At 36.0% G+C, this 14,871-nt stretch carries 12 protein-coding genes; 6 read left to right on the forward strand and 6 right to left on the reverse strand.

Features of this window, described 5'->3' with window-relative positions:
- The first annotated feature begins 56 nt into the window (after nt 1–56).
- From tpiA to CGC47_RS05800, 4 genes are all read left to right on the forward strand, one after another.
- Nucleotides 57–806, forward strand: a complete 750-nt coding sequence (gene tpiA, locus CGC47_RS05785; RefSeq protein ID WP_095900109.1) for a triose-phosphate isomerase — start codon at nt 57–59, stop codon at nt 804–806.
- A 79-nt stretch (nt 807–885) separates the two neighbouring features.
- Nucleotides 886–1,914, forward strand: a complete 1,029-nt coding sequence (gene hemE / locus CGC47_RS05790; RefSeq protein ID WP_042002182.1) for a uroporphyrinogen decarboxylase — start codon at nt 886–888, stop codon at nt 1,912–1,914.
- Nucleotides 1,915–2,106: 192 nt separating this feature from the next.
- Nucleotides 2,107–2,580, forward strand: a complete 474-nt coding sequence (gene greA, locus CGC47_RS05795) for a transcription elongation factor GreA (RefSeq protein ID WP_013998168.1) — start codon at nt 2,107–2,109, stop codon at nt 2,578–2,580.
- A gap of 23 nt (nt 2,581–2,603) precedes the next feature.
- The gene (locus CGC47_RS05800; RefSeq protein ID WP_042002185.1) at nt 2,604–2,993 is read left to right on the forward strand and encodes an HIT family protein; all 390 of its coding nucleotides are present in this window, start codon (nt 2,604–2,606) and stop codon (nt 2,991–2,993) included.
- A gap of 570 nt (nt 2,994–3,563) precedes the next feature.
- Here the strand turns inward: CGC47_RS05800 and CGC47_RS05805 are convergent.
- From CGC47_RS05805 to lon, 3 genes are all read right to left on the reverse strand, one after another.
- Nucleotides 3,564–3,980 carry an immunity 70 family protein gene (locus CGC47_RS05805; protein ID WP_095900110.1) on the reverse strand — a complete coding sequence of 139 codons (417 nt, stop codon included), beginning with the start codon at nt 3,978–3,980 and terminating at the stop codon, nt 3,564–3,566.
- A 75-nt stretch (nt 3,981–4,055) separates the two neighbouring features.
- On the reverse strand, nt 4,056–4,916 hold the full coding sequence (locus tag CGC47_RS05810; RefSeq protein WP_095900111.1) for a hypothetical protein: 861 nt from the start codon (nt 4,914–4,916) through the stop codon (nt 4,056–4,058).
- A gap of 196 nt (nt 4,917–5,112) precedes the next feature.
- On the reverse strand, nt 5,113–7,554 hold the full coding sequence (lon, locus tag CGC47_RS05815; protein WP_042002190.1) for an endopeptidase La: 2,442 nt from the start codon (nt 7,552–7,554) through the stop codon (nt 5,113–5,115).
- A gap of 308 nt (nt 7,555–7,862) precedes the next feature.
- On the opposite strand from lon, the gene CGC47_RS05820 reads away from it, so the two are divergent.
- Nucleotides 7,863–9,782, forward strand: coding sequence for a DUF294 nucleotidyltransferase-like domain-containing protein (locus tag CGC47_RS05820; RefSeq protein ID WP_013998172.1), 1,920 nt, complete (start codon nt 7,863–7,865; stop codon nt 9,780–9,782).
- Nucleotides 9,783–9,786: 4 nt separating this feature from the next.
- Entirely contained in the window at nt 9,787–10,410 is a 624-nt protein-coding gene (locus tag CGC47_RS05825; protein WP_042002193.1) for a 3'-5' exonuclease, read from the forward strand.
- On the opposite strand, the gene CGC47_RS05830 is transcribed toward CGC47_RS05825, so the two are convergent.
- The 3 genes from CGC47_RS05830 to CGC47_RS05840 form a co-directional block, all read right to left on the reverse strand.
- Nucleotides 10,405–11,814 (reverse strand): TlpA family protein disulfide reductase, encoded by a 1,410-nt coding sequence (locus tag CGC47_RS05830; RefSeq protein ID WP_100342899.1) that lies wholly within the window; start codon nt 11,812–11,814, stop codon nt 10,405–10,407. The two genes, CGC47_RS05825 and CGC47_RS05830, sit on opposite strands and share 6 nt — an antisense overlap.
- Nucleotides 11,815–12,052: 238 nt before the next feature.
- A complete protein-coding gene (locus CGC47_RS05835; RefSeq protein ID WP_013998175.1) occupies nt 12,053–12,886 on the reverse strand; it encodes a purine-nucleoside phosphorylase in 834 nt (277 codons plus the stop codon).
- A 128-nt stretch (nt 12,887–13,014) separates the two neighbouring features.
- Nucleotides 13,015–14,679: a sodium/sugar symporter gene (locus CGC47_RS05840; protein WP_042002196.1), complete on the reverse strand. Its 1,665-nt coding sequence runs from the start codon at nt 14,677–14,679 to the stop codon at nt 13,015–13,017.
- Nucleotides 14,680–14,871: the final 192 nt, after the last annotated feature.

Below are 14,871 nucleotides of genomic sequence, written 5' to 3' on the forward strand. Positions count from 1 at the left end.
AAAAACATTACCTTTGTACCTATCAGAAACCGACAAATTCAAAAAATAATTTCAATATGAGAAAAAAAATTGTAGCAGGAAATTGGAAAATGAACAATGACCTGAAAAAATCAACAGAATTGATAGCTGATTTATTAAAAAAATTACCTAAAACAGAAGCAGAAGTGATGGTAGCTCCTACTTTTGTGAATTTAATTCCCGCAACTGAAGCCGCAAAAGGAACTGCTGTTGAAGTGATTGCTCAAAATATGCATTTTGCTGAAAACGGAGCTTACACAGGTGAAATTTCAGCTGAAATGTTAAAAAGCATAGGCGTAAAAACTGTAATTTTAGGACATTCGGAGCGTCGTGCTTATTTTAACGAAACTGACGAGTCATTGGCTAAAAAGGCAGACACAGCCTTGAAACACAATATCCGAATGGTATTTTGTATCGGAGAAGAATTAGCAGATAGAAAAGCAAATAATCATTTTAAAGTAGTTGAAAATCAGATTAAAAACGGATTGTTCCATTTGTCTGCCGACGCGTGGAAAAATGTCGTTTTAGCCTACGAACCTGTTTGGGCAATCGGAACGGGTGAAACCGCTTCACCTGAACAAGCTCAGGAAATGCACGCATTTATTCGTAAAACACTCGCTGATAAATACGGAAAAGAAGTAGCCGACAGCGTTTCAATTCTTTACGGAGGTAGCGTAAAACCTGATAATGCCAAAGAAATTTTTGCAAAAGCAGATGTTGATGGTGGACTCATTGGAGGAGCGTCACTCAAAGCCGATGATTTTATTGCAATTATTAACGGAATTTAATTCATAGCAGTTAGTGATTAGTGGTTAGTTATTCAGTAATTGTACTAACCACTGATTACTAATCACTAAGCACTAACAAATGTTACAAAACGATTTATTTTTAAGAGCCTTGAATGGCGAAACTGTCGAGCGTCCGCCAGTTTGGATGATGCGTCAAGCGGGTAGATATTTGCCAGAATTTAGGGCTTTACGCGATAAATATGATTTCTTTACGCGTTGCCGAGTTCCTGAATTAGCGGCGGAAATCACAGTGCAACCCATTGATATTGTGGGTACTGATGCTGCTATTTTGTTTTCAGATATTTTGGTTGTTCCACAAGCGATGAATATTGAGGTGGAAATGAAATCGGGGGTAGGACCTTGGCTTCCTAATCCGATTCGTTCTGCTAAAGACGTTGAAAATGTGATAGTTCCCGATATTCACGAAACTTTAGGATACGTGATGGAGGGCATTAAGCTTACCAAACAAATGCTTGATAATCGTGTGCCTCTTATTGGGTTTGCAGGGTCTCCTTGGACGATTTTCTGTTATGCCGTAGAAGGGAAAGGTTCGCGTGACTTCAACATTGCCAAGGAGTTATGTTTTACAGATTCACAAACAGCACACAAATTGTTACAAAAAATTACGGATACGACCATTTTGTATCTGAAAGAAAAAGTGAAAGCAGGAGTTGATGCGGTACAAATTTTCGATAGTTGGGGGGGTGTGCTTTCACCTCTTGATTATCAGGAATTTTCTTGGAAATATATCAATCAAATTGTGGAAGCATTGGCGCCACTTACTAAAGTAATTGTTTTCGGGAAAGGCTGTTGGTTTGCCCTTGCTGAAATGGCAAAATCGAAAGCTTCTGCCCTTGGTGTGGATTGGACGTGTACTCCGAAAATAGCTCGAGAACTTACGGGAGGTAAAATCACGTTGCAAGGAAATTTTGACCCTTCACGATTACTCTCTCCACCTTCGGAAATCAAAAGAATGGTACATCAAATGATTGATGATTTTGGGAAAGACAATTACATCGTCAATTTAGGACACGGAATTCTACCAAACATTCCTGTTGAAAACGCAAAAGCTTTTGTCGAGGCGGTAAAATCGTATCCAAATCGATAAAAGAAGCTGCTTTTTGTCATAAATCGTACCTCAAGCTTTTGTACAGCTAATGTTTTGATAACAAATAGATTTTGTTTTTTAAATTCCTGCTAAAAAAAGAATCAAAAGTGGTAGGTATTAAAAAAAAATGTATATTTGCAACCAAATCCTCATAAGTGATGAGGATTTTTCTATTTTTTAAAACAGACCATTATGAGTAAAGTATCTTATTATACCGCTGAAGGATTAAAAAAATTGAAAGATGAGCTCAATCAGCTCAAGGATGTGGAGCGCCCCAGAGCTTCACAGGCCATAGCTGAGGCTCGTGATAAAGGCGATTTATCAGAAAATGCTGAATATGATGCCGCTAAGGAAGCGCAGGGATTGTTGGAAATGAAAATTGCTAAAATGGAAGCGCTTTTAGCAAATGCACGTCTGATTGACGAGTCACAGTTGGATACCTCCAAAGTACTTGTGTTATCTACCGTAAAAATCAAAAATTTAGCTAACAATATGCAGATGACCTATACCTTGGTTGCCGAGAGTGAAGCCGACCTAAAATCGGGTAAAATTTCGGTAAGTTCTCCTATTGGTAAAGGATTGTTAGGTAAATCAAAAGGCGAAATTGCTGAAATTAAGGTACCTAATGGCACTTTAAAAATGGAAATTTTAGAAATAACACGCTAGTAGAATTTAAAAATCATAACCCTATGGCTACCATTTTTACTAAGATTATTAAGGGTGAAATTCCAGCTTATAAAGTAGTTGAAAACGATAATTTTATTGCCTTTTTGGATATTAACCCTAATGCCGTGGGGCATACTTTGTGTGTACCTAAAAAAGAGGTAGATAAGCTATTCGATTTAGATGAGCAAACTTATACGGATTTGATGATTTTTTCGCGTAAAGTGGCCTTTGCATTAGCCAAGGTTGTTCCTTGCAATCGTGTGGGAGTGAGCGTAATTGGGTTGGAAGTACCTCACGTACACGTGCATTTGATTCCTATAAACGAAATGAAAGAAATGACCTTTAATCATAAGGTAAAATTGACTCACGATGAATTTTTACAATTGGCAGAAAAAATAAAAGAGGCGTTTTAAAACGCCTCTTTTATTTTTAGCTACTTTCTTTCTTTTATAAGTTTTGGAAAAAAATTTGGTAGTGTTTTCAAAAGTATGATAGGATAATATTGGGAAAAATATCTTTTATATTTTTGAGCAATTCCTTACAATAAGAAATATATTCTCGTGCGGTGAGTTCTCTAAAATTAAGTCTTGTTATTATTTCCATTATGTTACGATTTTTTCTATAAATTCTACTTCTATATCTATACCTTTTTCTCGAATAATTTTTCTAAATACTTAGCATTCTTCCTATCCGAAACTATTCATTTTAGTTTAGAAGGAGGATTTGTGTTTTGGGTTATATCCAAATCTTTTTTAGCATTTTCTAACATTTGTTCTCGTCGTCTTTTTGCCCAATTACTTTCTCCCTTAGGAGGCTATTTATCCCAATCTTTGGCATCGATAAGCGTATTGGTTTCAGGCTCGTAGCCATCAAATTTTTTCTTGCCATTTTATCTGTTTTTTGGTTTGTTGATGTTGTTTTGGTGGGTGCTTTTGTAGATTCTTAATAATTTAAAAAACTCGCCATAAAATAGAAAGTTTTCATTATAAAACATCTATACTTAAACCATCTTCTAACTCAATAGCAGTCTTTAAAGCCTTCTCTAACACATCAATCAAATTTTTACCATCGCTGGTAACAAAATATTCTGCCATATTGGTAATTTCTTCGCTGATGTCATTACCCCAAGGCGGAGATAAAGACAAGTCTTCAAAATCCCAAACAACCTCTGTTGGAGGAAGTTTGGCTAACGCTTCTTTGATTTGTTGCAATTCTTTTTGAGCTTGTGGAGTATTTTCTTTTTCTAATCGCCCATTATACAATTCATTCATTATCAACGGATATTTACTTCCCCAAAAAGAATCTTCCAACTTAATATAAATCGTTGAAAAAAAACTATTGAGGAAATCTCCCGAACCTATTAGATAAAAACAAGGGTCTACATAAAAACCTACTGCCATAAGTTTATATTTTTTAATAAGTTAAAAATTTGATTTCTATTTTTTTATTTTGAACATTTTTGTCTCCGTTTATTTTTACTCCAAATTGTATATATTCATTATTTTGTTAAAGATGTCATCATCAAATCTTATATTGGGATAATTATTAGGTAACTGATTATGTGGCAAATTCATAAGTGAATGTGAAAACACTTTCGGATTTGACAATCCGTTGATATGACGATATTGCAACCACACCAAAATTTCATAAGCATAAATATACTCGTGAGCTTTGCAAAATTGCAACGACATCATATCTGATTGATTTTTAGGCTCTGATTGTAAAATATGATATTGAGCCATTTGAGAAATTAATTCTTGTACCAAATCAACATCTGAGCTGTTTTTGTGTAAAAGAACTTCCTCATAAATGCCCATATTTTTAGGAATATGATACTTTGAATAATCTACCTCAAGTCCAAAACAATCGTTTAACAATTTTAAAATAAACCAAGCCACTGGCTTATAATCTACTCCACCCTTCAAAAGGTTGGTATCTAAATGAAAATTAACGATTTGTACAAGTTCCTTTGTTTTCTCTATTTGATTCATTATGAAAACATTGGCTATCCAATACAAATATAAGTCAAAAGCAATAACTGGCGGATTATTCTTATACTTATTAGCGGTTTTATCGGCCATTTTTATGATATAATAACCATTTTCTGCTATTTTTTCTCGGAAAATCAGCGTGTTATTGATAAGTGATTGATAAATAAAATTTCGGCTATACCAAGTATCCAAATATTCATATTGCCGAAAAATGGTTTTGAGTTTATTCTCACAAAAAAGCGTTTGAATTTTTTGAATAATTTGATTAAAATTTTCGTCTTCACTGGTTGGTTTTTCAATCCAATGGCTTAATTCTTCAATGGTTGTTTTTACTAAATGTTGCATAATTATTTACCAATTTAAAATTTCAGGTTTTAGAGATATAAGTTTCTTTGAGTCACTGCAATTCATTTGTAGTAAAAACCCTCGATTTTCGGCAAAAAGCCGAAAATCGAGGGAGAGTACTTGTCATAGGTATATAAAATATTTATATGAATTACAAGAATTTATGAAACTTAAAAAAACGCGTATTTCAAGAAAATTACAACTTTTTAGCGTGTTTAACCTGTTTGTCCGTAATTGCAATTTTGATCACTTCTTCCATATCGGTAACGTAATGAAAAACAAGTCCTTTGAGATATTCTTTATTGATTTGTTCGATATCTCTTCTATTTTCCTCACAGAGAATGATTTCTTTGATTCCTGCACGTTTAGCAGCCAATATTTTTTCTTTGATGCCTCCCACAGGAAGTACTTTTCCGCGTAGGGTAATTTCTCCAGTCATTGCCAAGTTTTTTTTCACCCTTCTTTGGGTAAACAATGACATTAAAGAAGTTAGCATTGTAATCCCTGCACTTGGTCCATCTTTAGGAGTAGCTCCTTCTGGAACGTGAATATGAACGTTGTATTTCTCAAAAATACTCTCGTCGATGTCAAACAAATTTGCGTTTGCCTTTAAGTACTCCAAAGCAATGGTTGCTGATTCTTTCATCACGTTCCCCAAATTCCCTGTAATGTTCAGATTACCCTTGCCTTTTGATAAAGCAGACTCAATATAGAGAATGTCTCCACCAACGCTTGTCCAAGCAAGTCCAGTTACTACTCCTGCAACATCGTTGTCTTGGTACTTATCGCGCTCCATACGTGCTGGACCTAATATTTTTTCAATATCAGCTAAGGATATTTTTATTTCGTAAGGCTCCTCCATTGCAACGTTTTTAGCAATGTGACGTACTAATTTGGCAATTTGTTTTTCCAGTCCGCGCACTCCTGATTCGCGAGTGTAACCCTCTACGATTTTTTCGAGCTCTTTCTTGCCTAAACTCAAGTGTCCTTTATTTAATCCGTGTTCTTCCAATTGTTTAGGAAGTAAGTGTTGCTTAGCAATCTCTACTTTTTCTTCCACTGTATAGCCGGTAATATCAATGATTTCCATACGATCTAACAAAGCAGGTTGTATCGAATTCAAATTATTTGCCGTTGCAACAAACATCACTTTTGAAAGGTCAAATCCTATTTCTAAAAAGTTATCATAAAACTCTTTATTTTGCTCAGGATCTAACACTTCGAGCATCGCCGAGGAAGGATCGCCGTGATGGCTGTAGCTGAGTTTATCAATTTCATCTAATACAAAAACAGGATTGGACGTCCCTGCTTTTTTTAGCAGTTGCAAAACGCGTCCAGGCATCGCTCCGATATACGTTTTTCGATGTCCACGAATTTCCGCTTCATCACGTAAGCCACCCAAAGACATACGCACATATTCCCGCCCTAGTGCCTTAGCAATGGAGCGCCCCAAAGAGGTTTTACCCACCCCTGGAGGTCCGTAAAGGCAAATGATAGGCGACTTCATATCGTTTCGTAATTTGAGTACTGCCAAATACTCAATGATACGTTTTTTAACCTCCTCCAAGCCATAGTGGTCTTTATCAAGTATTTTTTGAGCCCTTTTTAGGTCGAATTTATCTTTAGTAAACTCATTCCAAGGAAGATCTAGTAAAACATCCAAATAGTTGCGCTGCACTGTATAATCTGGCGACTGCGGATTGGTACGTTGCATTTTCAGAAGTTCCTTTTCGAAATGTTCTTGGGTCTTTACGTCCCATTTTTTGCCTTTGGCACGTTGTTTCATCTCTTCCACATCAGCTTCGTACGATACTCCACCTAATTCTTCTTGGATGGTTTTCATTTGCTGATGTAAAAAATACTCGCGTTGTTGTTTGTCTAAATCGAAACGTACCTTTGACTGAATATCATTACGAAGCGTTAATTTTTGCAACTCCAAATGCATATGCTTGAGCGCACCTAAAGCACGTTCTTTCAAATCGTCAATTTGTAAAATCCCCTGCTTTTCGTTTACGCTCAAATTCATATTCGAGGATACAAAATTGATTAAAAAGGCATTACTTTCGATGTTTTTAATAGCAAAAGTAGCCTCGGAAGGAATATTCGGATTTTCACGAATGATTTGAATAGCAAGGTCTTTTACCGATTCTATGATGGCATTAAACTCCTTATCGTGCTGATAATCTCTGAACTCAGGCACTTCTTTAATTTGAGCTTTAAGATAAGGTGTTTCTTGTGTAATAGCCTCTATTTCAAACCGTTTCTTGCCTTGAATAATTACCGTTACATTACCATCGGGCATTTTTAAAACTCTCAATATACGCGCCACAGTTCCCATCTTATAAACGTCGTTACCTTTGGGGGTTTCAACTTTTTCATCTAATTGGGCAACCACACCTATGGTTTTTGTGGTTTCGTAAGCATCATTAATGAGTTTTACGGAGGCATCTCTTCCAGCAGTAATAGGAATGACCACTCCTGGAAAAAGCACCGTATTGCGCAAAGGCAAAATAGGCAAACTCTCTGGTAAGCTTTCTCGCTGAATTTCTTCTTCATCTTCAGGAGTCATAAGCGGGATGAACTCGGCATCTTCATCAATATGTTCGTGAGTAAAACTGTCAAAATTTCCTATTTTCATCATTATATTTTTATAAAAATGACAATTTGGCGTAACTTTACTTACCGTTAGGCTAAACCTTGTCAAATATTTTTAATGTAACACATTTAATTTCAGTATGCTTTTGCTCTTTTAACACAGCATCTGTCTTTAGTATAGGCAATAGTTGTGCCAAGGGGCAAATATACTCAGAATTTCATCTTAATTCAGATTGTTTTATGAAAATAAACAAAAAAAGGAAAAGAGGAATATTCTATCAAAATTTGTAAATTCGTAGCCAATCTTTAAAAAATTCTAACTACAAAGAAAACACTGAAAATCTTTTGCTTATGCGAAATACTATAGCCCGAAGAGTATATGATTTTTTAAAAAAATACCCTCCTTTTGATATCATCACCGAGGAGGATTTATTAACCCTTTCCAAAGAAGTAGTGGTTATTTATTTGGAAAAAGGGAAAGTACTTTTTGCTGAAAATGAACAAGCACATTCCTTTTTGTATATCGTTAAGGAAGGGGCTATTGAAATGAAGCAAACCATCAATACCCATCAAGAAATGGTGGATATTTGTGATGAGGGCGATGTTTTTGGTGTACGCCCAATGATTACCAACACCCCTTACACGATGAGTGCCATTGCACAGGAAGAGTCCATCGTATATGGTATTCCTGCCGATGAATTCAAACCCATTTTGGAAAAAGACACCAAAATTGGGCTATATCTCATCGAAATATTTGCTTCCAAAACCAGAAACCCTTATTCGGCTGATTATACCAAATACTTATATAAGCATTTCGATAGAAATATGTTACAACAAGATTTCTTCGAATTACAACCCGCCGCCTATGTACGCAAGGTAGTTCGCATCACTGCAGAAGGAACCATCAAAGAGGCAACTGCATTGATGACTGAAAAACGAGTAAGCAGTATTGTCGTTACCGATTCACAAAAGAAACCCATCGGTATAGTTACCGATAAAGACCTACGAAAACAAATCGCCACTGGATATTTTTCACTTGATATGCAAGTGGGGCAAGTAATGAGTAGCCCCGTACGTACCTATCCCAAACGAATGACCATCTCTCAAGCACAATTTGAGATGATTAAATATCAAATCAATCACCTAATAATCACCGAAGATGGCACACCAGACACCCCCGTTTGTGGGATAATGACTTATCACGATATTGAGATTATGAAAGGAGATGACATTCCTGGGCTGATGAAAGCCGTAAAACGTTGTACCAAATCCAAACATTTGAAACGCATTCGGCAACAATCCTTAAACCTACTCAAAGGTTACGTAGTGCAAAATATTCCTTTAGGGCTAATAACCGATTTGTTTCATCAACTTTTTGAAGCCATTACCGTCAAAGCCATAGAAATATGTATCAAACGAATGGAAACTCCGCCTCCCGTTCGGTTTGCTTGGATGAGTTTAGGAAGCCACGGACGTAAAGAACAATTTTTGATCACCGACCAAGACAATGCCATTGTTTTTGAAAATGTAAGCCCACAAAACTATCCGAAAACGCAAGAATATTTTCTGCAATTGGCAAAAAAAGTGAACCAAATGCTCAATAAAATCGGTTACGAATATTGTCCGGCTGATATGATGGCTAAAAACCCAAAATGGTGTATGAGCTTAGACAAATGGGAAGAACAATATCACGCTTGGGTAACACAGGCTCAAGATAGTGATTTATTGATGTTTTCCATATTCTACGATATGTGTTTCACTTATGGTGAGGCTACACTGGTTGACAAGCTTAGCCAAAAAGTGTTTGAATTTACACAAGAGAACGAAAGATTTATGATGTTATTGGCAAAAAGTGCTTTGGAAAATCCGTCTCCGCTGGGCTTCTTCCGGCAGTTTATTGTGGAACACGACGGAAAGTACAAAGATCAATTCGACCTTAAAACCCGAGCAATTACTACACTTACTGACATCGGAAGGCTTCTAATCCTCTCCCATAAAATAAAAGGAATTACCAATACTGCTGAACGCTTTGAAAAATTGGCACAGATAGAGCCACAAAATGCCGAAATTTATTTGGCGTGCGCTTATGCCGCGAAAGCTTTATTGAAATTTCGAATAAAAAGCGGACTTAAAAATGACAATAGCGGTCGTTATCTGGATATTAACCATTTGAGCAAGGAAGAAAAAACAAAGCTCAAACGCACCTTTAAAGCCATTTCAAACGCGCAAGAGTTAGTAAAGCTTCGTTTTAAAATCAGTCCTTATCTATAAAATTATGTTTGGAAAATTATTTAAAAAATCAAGTTCAAAATTAGCAATACCCTTAGAACAGGTTCGTTTCGTAGTATTTGACACAGAAACTACCGGATTTAATTATTCTACCGATAGAATACTATCTATAGGAGCTGTTGAAGTTAAGGACGGTCGGATACACCTTAAAAACAGTTTTGAAGTTTTTTTACAACAAGAAAAGTTCAATCCTGAAAGCGTACAAATTCACGGCATCATCAAACATCATAAATATAAAAAGATTACTGAAAAACAGGCCGTAGAGCAGTTTTTAGTTTATATTAAAGACGCCGTATTGGTAGGGCACCACGTAGGTTATGACATAAAAATGCTCAACGCCGCTCTGGAACGAAATGCAATACCTCCTCTGGAAAACAAATACATAGATACCAATTATTTATTCAAAAAAACAAAAATTATAAATATTTTGTTACAGAACGATCGTAATTATAGCTTAGATGACATCTGTTCCGACTTAAACATCACTCCATACGATAGACATAGTGCTGCTGGAGATGCTTTTTTAACCGCTTTGGCGTTTTTGAAACTACTAGGGAAGCTCTCACGTGGCAAAAGCATAACCACGCTGGAAAATCTGCTGAAACTATAACCTACTATTTCTTTTATAGGCGGAAATGCGTTCGGAAAGTATCTTTTCCAGATTAGCACTAAAAATATTTTCGAAAACCGATATAATTTTTCCTTTTTCATCTAAAATGAAGCACCTATTCAAATCGTTGATTAGATATTTTTCCGAAAAATCTTGAAAGTTGGTTACGTGAAGTTGCTCAGTATTTTTCAAATCCCATTCTGATACGCGTTTTAACCAAAGTGCTTCATTTTTACTAGCATCAATTCCTACAAAGCGTACACTTGGGAAACGCTTCATCAATTGATGAATTCTACCTTGAATAACGCTTGATTGATAAGATTGATTTACAGACCACAGGTAATACAAGTTGATTATTGGGCGAGGTGTATCCTTAAAACAAACTGTTTTTTTATCAGGAGTAACAAGATCAAAATCAGGAGGAAAATTTCCTTTCTGTAATGCAAAAGTATTGGCAAATACTTGATTTAATTCCTCCCGATGTTTACTTTCTTGATTGAAACCATCGTACAAATTAACATAATTCCTGCTACTGGTTTCATCTTGAATATGGAACAAAAAAGCATAAGCCGCATTTCTAAATAATGCGTCACGCAAATCTCCCGAACCAAAAATACTATCAATAATTCCCAGCTTATTAATATGAAAGTCAGGCACTTTATTGATATCTTCTGATAAATCGTGTTGCTTGGAGTTTTTACGATATGTAGTAAACGACAAATTATTGATAAACATCACCATATAGCTGTAATACGGACGAAAATAAGCTAGAAACGTGTTGTTAAAATCAATATCCGACCTATAATCATAAAAATCTTTGGGTAGTTTATTAACCACACACTCGTTCATCTTCCTTTGATGCATAAAAGGATAAAGCTCTATCTCTTTATTAACCAAAGACATTGTGCTTACTTGGGTTATTGCTTTGGCTTTCTCTGATAGGGTAGGATTTGCTTTTAAAAAATCGACATATTCTTGTTCCTTTACCCTTCGAACAGAGTCTGTTTTCTGTTTAAAATCCTTAGGAGACATTCTATGAAATTTCTTAAAAACTTCGCGAAATGATTCATTCTCTTCCAATTGGCTTGTAATATAAGTATTTACAATAGCGTCTTTACCAGAAAAAGACATCGTTTTTTTGAAATCCAACAGATTGGCGAAAACCGTCAAACTATCACCAGGTTCCAAATACACATAATGGTACTCTTGGTCAATAGCAAAATGGTATAATTTTTCGGTATTTGTATCGATTGAGAAACTAAAGGTTTTGTCTTTATCCAAAACTACAGAGTCCACCGCCTTATCGTTTAAATAAAGAATAACCAAGGAATCTTTTGAATTCACCAAGTACCCTCCGAAGTAGGTTTGGTTTTGCTGCTTGGTCTGGCAAGAATTACAGGACATAAGAGACAAACCAAAAATAACTATCGGCAGAACTAATACTAGTATTTTTTTTATAAAGCTTTTCATCAATCATTCATCATTAAATCTTCTACACTTCTCCTTTCAAATTGATTTAAGGCGACAAAAATAGCTCCCACACACTTATTAATGAGTTAATAAGCTGTTAAATATTAAACATTTATGATTTAATTAAGAATAAAGACAGCTATGTCGTTAATTTGAAGCAAATCATTTAAAACTATCTATAATTTTTTATAAGTGATTTTACTAACAATATCACTGTAGGCATAGCCTTGTTAGCAGCGTTTAGCACTTCCTCGTGTGAAACGTCTGGCGCAATTTCTGGACCGCCCAAATCAGTAATGACCGACAAGGCACAAACCTCCATATTCTGATGTCTGGCAACAATAACCTCTGGTACGGTACTCATACCCACAGCATCAGCTCCCAAAATACGCACCATTCCGTATTCAGCAGGAGTTTCAAAGGAAGGACCTTGTAAGCCCAAATACACGCCTTTCTGAACTTTTATTTGATTTTGAGCCGCAATACGCTCCAATTCAGCAATCATTTGGTGGCTGTAAGGTTTGCTCATATCAGGAAAACGCACCCCAAATTCTTCCAAATTTTTACCTCGCAAAGGATGCTCAGGAAACATATTGATATGATCACGTATTATCATCACATCACCAATAGCAAAATCAGGATTTACCCCACCCGAAGCATTCGATACAATCAAACGTTTAATGCCCAATTGATGAAATACCCGAATAGGAAAGGTTACCTCCTGCATACTGTATCCTTCATAATAGTGAGCACGACCTGCCATCATCAACACATACCGCCCTTCTATTTTTCCGTAGATAAGCTTACCGCTATGCCCAGCAACAGTTGATTTTGGAAAATTAGGAATGTTTTTGTATTTGATTTCAGAGATAACCTCTACTTCGTCTTGGAGTTTACTTAGCCCTGAACCCAAAATGATGGCAAATTCAGGAGTATGTTCTGAAATGTAAGATTGAATAATACGAGCTGTTTCGCTTATTTTTTGATAGATGTCCATTTTTCCCATTTTTTTAAGTACACAAATATAAGAAAAAATCAAGAAGAAAACACGCGTATTAGTGTGAAAAATAAGTTAAAAGCCATCTTGATAATAGGCTATCAGATGGCTTTTATCTTAAAAAACATTAAAAAGAATTACCAGAATAAGGCGTACAAAACAACCAGCATAATAATTATCGTGTAAGACGCCAGATTGAATGTAGTGTCAGTTTTAAATGTATTGGAATTGGTAATAATAGCCCTCTCGCTAACAACTCCTTTATTATCAAAGTAGCTGATAACGGCAATAATAATCATTGAAACAATCCAAGTAATCATCATTTGGTGCATCCAAGGAAGAATTACAAACAAACTGCTTATAGATGAATCCGCCATCCAACCATTAGGTCCCACCTTAAAGTAGAAAGCAATCACTGCGGAGAGCAAAATCCCCCAAATAGCACCTTTATTGGTTGCTCTTTTGTAGAACAGTCCCATCATAAACACCGCCAAAATACCTGGGCTTACCAAGCCTGTATATTCTTGAATATATTGAAACATTTGATTGATATTCCCTAAAGCAGGCGCAACAAACAAAGCAATTACCAGAGCTACAGCCGCAGAAATTCGACCTACATTAACCAACTGTTTTTGCGAAGCGTTTTTATTGATATTTTGTTTGTAAATATCCATAGTGAATATGGTTGCTGTAGAGTTTAGCATTGACGCCAATGAAGAAACAATAGCAGCGGCTAGTGCTGCCACAACCAATCCTTTAATCCCTGAAGGGATAAATGTTTTTATTAGCCAAGGATAAGCATTATCGTTCATTATATTTCCGTCTGCACCAACAAATGCTTCTTTAACGCCATCTATCACAGCTGTTCCATTACCTCCTTGATACATTACATAAGCCACAATACCAGGAATAACCACCAAAATAGGAACAATCATTTTTAAGAAGGCGGCAAACACAATTCCTTTTTGTGATTCTTTTAAAGACTTTGCTGCCAAAGTACGCTGTATGATGTATTGGTTAAAGCCCCAATAGTATAAATTAGCCACCCAAAGTCCACCAACGAGTACAGCAATACCTGGCAGATTCATATATTCGGGATGTGATTTATCCAAAATCATTTTAAAATGCCCTGGAGCTACATCAAAAATATGTTGCAAGCCGTTAATTACACCACCATTTGGAGTAACGTGGTCAAGAGCAATATACGCCGTAATTAGCCCCCCTACCACCAAGAGCGCTACTTGAATAACATCAGTCCAAGCTACGGCCGAAAGCCCACCCCAAAGGGAGTAAGCTGCTGCAAAAAGAGCCAGACCTATCATAGCGTAAACAGGATCAACACCTAAAACCACTTGCAATGCCTTTCCTCCCAAAAACAACACACTAGTTAGATTTACAAAAACAAAAAGAGCAACCCAGAAAATCGCCAAAATCGATTTTAGGTTTGTGCTGTAACGCTTCTCAATAAATTCAGGAATGGTGTACAAGCCTTTTTCAATGAAAATAGGTAGAAAATACTTCCCTACAATGATTAAGGTCAAAGCTGCCATCCATTCGTATGAGGCAATAGCTAAGCCTAAAGCAAATCCAGAGCCTGACATTCCAATAAACTGCTCAGCTGAAATGTTTGCAGCAATTAACGAAGCACCAATAGCCCACCAAGGCAATGATTTACTAGCTAAAAAATAATCTTCGGCGGTTTTATTATCTTTCTTACTTCGAGAAACAAAAAGCCCCACCGATAGAATAACAATCGCATACAGAGCGAAAATCACATAGTCTAATGTAGAAAAAGAATGCATATTTGTTTATTTTTTTATTCGTCAGTTTTATTTTTAAAATCTTTTCGGGACGCTAATTTACGAAAAAACACATATCCGAATACAAAAAATTGATTTAATTTTTCTGAAAAAAAAGCAGACGCTCAACTGAATTGCTAAATTTTGAACTTTGAAAACATCATCATAGAAGCACGTAATTTCCAAAGAACACAA

The sequence above is a fragment of the Capnocytophaga canimorsus genome (assembly GCF_002302565.1).
Lineage (GTDB): Bacteria > Bacteroidota > Bacteroidia > Flavobacteriales > Flavobacteriaceae > Capnocytophaga > Capnocytophaga canimorsus.

Excerpts from the sequence above, each read along its gene's own strand:
- tpiA (WP_095900109.1), top strand. The coding sequence starts at position 57 with ATGAGAAAAAAAATTGTAGCAGGAAATTGGAAAATGAACAATGACCTG.
- hemE (WP_042002182.1), top strand. The coding sequence starts at position 886 with ATGTTACAAAACGATTTATTTTTAAGAGCCTTGAATGGCGAAACTGTC.
- greA (WP_013998168.1), top strand. The coding sequence starts at position 2,107 with ATGAGTAAAGTATCTTATTATACCGCTGAAGGATTAAAAAAATTGAAA.
- CGC47_RS05800 (WP_042002185.1), top strand. The coding sequence starts at position 2,604 with ATGGCTACCATTTTTACTAAGATTATTAAGGGTGAAATTCCAGCTTAT.
- CGC47_RS05805 (WP_095900110.1), bottom strand. The coding sequence starts at position 3,980 with ATGGCAGTAGGTTTTTATGTAGACCCTTGTTTTTATCTAATAGGTTCG.
- CGC47_RS05810 (WP_095900111.1), bottom strand. The coding sequence starts at position 4,916 with ATGCAACATTTAGTAAAAACAACCATTGAAGAATTAAGCCATTGGATT.
- lon (WP_042002190.1), bottom strand. The coding sequence starts at position 7,554 with ATGAAAATAGGAAATTTTGACAGTTTTACTCACGAACATATTGATGAA.
- CGC47_RS05820 (WP_013998172.1), top strand. The coding sequence starts at position 7,863 with ATGCGAAATACTATAGCCCGAAGAGTATATGATTTTTTAAAAAAATAC.
- CGC47_RS05825 (WP_042002193.1), top strand. The coding sequence starts at position 9,787 with ATGTTTGGAAAATTATTTAAAAAATCAAGTTCAAAATTAGCAATACCC.
- CGC47_RS05830 (WP_100342899.1), bottom strand. The coding sequence starts at position 11,814 with ATGTCCTGTAATTCTTGCCAGACCAAGCAGCAAAACCAAACCTACTTC.
- CGC47_RS05835 (WP_013998175.1), bottom strand. The coding sequence starts at position 12,886 with ATGGGAAAAATGGACATCTATCAAAAAATAAGCGAAACAGCTCGTATT.
- CGC47_RS05840 (WP_042002196.1), bottom strand. The coding sequence starts at position 14,679 with ATGCATTCTTTTTCTACATTAGACTATGTGATTTTCGCTCTGTATGCG.